Raw genomic sequence first — 1,987 nt, 5'->3', positions numbered from 1 at the left:
GCGGTGGCGGTGGGGGGAGTGATGTGGTGCGGATTCGGGTTGATCCGCCGGATATCGGGTGACCGTTCGGTGCGGGGTGCAGTGCTGCGCTGCGTACGCCGGGGGCTCGGCGTCCGGCCCGGGTGCCTGCGGTGGCTGTTCGTTCGGGCAAATGGGTCTGCCCCCGAGGTTGGTCGGGGGCAGACGGGTGGGTGTGGGGTCAGCCGTTGCGCGGGCCCGGGAAGGCGGTCGGCCTGATCTCCTCGCGGAGCGTGGAGCTGCCCGCCGTCGGCTGCGTGGGCATCGGCATCGGCATGGAACGGGCCGCGGGGACCGTGGGGAGTCCGGTGTTGACGGCGACCGTGCGGGAGGAACCCGACGGCTCCGTGGCGCGCTCGGCCTCCGCGGCGGCCTGGGCCGCGGCCCGGCGGGCGCCGTAACGGCGGTGCACCGCCTGTTTGGTGACCCCCAGCGCCGAGCCCACCGCGTCCCACGAGAAGCCCAGTGAGCGGTCGAAGTCCACGGCGGCCGTGACCAGGGTCTCGACGCTGTCCCGCAGCTCCTGCGCGAGGCGGACGGTCGGGGCGGGCGCCCGCCCGTAGACGACGAAGCCCGTGGACGGGCCGGAGCGGCGCGGGCGGTAGACGTTGCCCAGCTGGGCAGTCAGCGTGCGCAGTGCGTCCACCTGCCGGCGGACCCGCTCGATGTCCCGCACCAGCAAGTGCAGGCTGGCCCGAGCCTGGGCGTCGTGGGTTGCGTGGTCGGCCATGAACAAGCCTCTCGAACCGGCGTTGAAAAGGACCGGGCCGCGAGTGCGGCCCGTTTTGGTCAACTCTTTCTTGACCAACGCGTTTGAGGGTGAGTGGTCACGCTTATGGGGCGTGGGGGCATATGCGTACGCCCCCGGCGGCTGGGCGTGCGCTCGCCTCGGCCTTCGTCTTGGTCTCCGCCCTCGGCCTCTCTGGTCTTCGCCTTCGGCCTCGCGACGAGTGAGTACCGCCCGAACTGCCCGCACCGCTCGCGCCGTCCACGCCGCCCCATAGACTGGTGTGCTGCCCGTCATGAACTCGCCCGAGAGGCCGACTGCCACCCATGAAGCTCGTCTTCGCCGGTACCCCCGAGGTCGCCGTTCCCGCTCTGGACGCCCTGATCGCCTCCGGGCGGCATGAGGTGGCCGCCGTCGTCACCCGGCCCGACGCGCCGGCGGGGCGGGGACGGAGGCTTGTCGCGAGCCCCGTCGCCGAGCGGGCGGAGGAGGCCGGCATCGAGGTGCTGAAGCCGGTGAAGCCGCGGGACGAGGCGTTTCTGGCGCGGCTGCGGGAGATCGCGCCGGACTGCTGCCCCGTGGTCGCCTACGGTGCGCTGCTGCCCCGGGTCGCGCTCGACATCCCCGCCCAGGGCTGGGTCAATCTGCACTTCTCGCTGCTGCCCGCCTGGCGTGGGGCGGCGCCCGTGCAGCACGCGGTCATGGCCGGGGACGAGATCACCGGGGCCTCCACGTTTCTCATCGAGGAGGGGCTCGACTCCGGGCCCGTCTACGGGACGGTCACCGAGGAGGTGCGGCCCACCGACACCAGCGGGGATCTGCTGACGCGGCTCGCCTTCGCGGGAGCGGGGCTGCTTGCCGCGACCATGGACGGGATCGAGGACGGCACGCTCAAGGCGGTGCCGCAGCCGGGGGACGGGGTCACGCTGGCGCCGAAGATCAGCGTCGAGGACGCGCATGTGGACTGGGCCGCGCCCGCGCTCCGTGTCGACCGGGTCGTACGCGGGTGTACGCCCGCGCCGGGGGCTTGGACCGTGTTCCGGGGGGAGCGGCTCAAGTTGATCCAGGTTGCGCTTGCTCCTGAGCGGACGGATCTTGCTCCGGGGGCGTTGGGGGTCGGCAAGAACAATGTGTACGTGGGGACCGGGTCGTGTGCCGTTGAGTTGCTGTGGGTGCAGGCTCAGGGGAAGAAGCCGATGCGGGCGGCGGATTGGGCGCGGGGGGTTCGGATCGGGTCCGGCG

Annotated in this window: 2 protein-coding genes; one reads left to right on the top strand and one right to left on the bottom strand. The window is 72.5% G+C overall.

Annotated elements, in window-relative coordinates; translation table 11 throughout:
- Positions 1–199: 199 nt before the first annotated feature.
- Entirely contained in the window at positions 200–748 is a 549-nt protein-coding gene (locus AOK17_RS47340) for a hypothetical protein (RefSeq protein WP_055618799.1), read from the bottom strand.
- A gap of 323 nt (positions 749–1,071) precedes the next feature.
- On the opposite strand from AOK17_RS47340, the gene fmt reads away from it, so the two are divergent.
- The coding region (fmt, locus tag AOK17_RS47335; protein WP_055618798.1) for a methionyl-tRNA formyltransferase at positions 1,072–1,987 on the top strand (916 nt) is incomplete at its 3' end.

It is taken from the genome of Streptomyces phaeochromogenes (assembly GCF_001418655.1).
In the GTDB taxonomy this organism is placed as follows: Bacteria; Actinomycetota; Actinomycetes; order Streptomycetales; family Streptomycetaceae; genus Streptomyces; species Streptomyces phaeochromogenes.
Note: the sequence above shows the minus strand (reverse complement) of the source record. Positions and strands in the feature narration are given on the sequence as shown.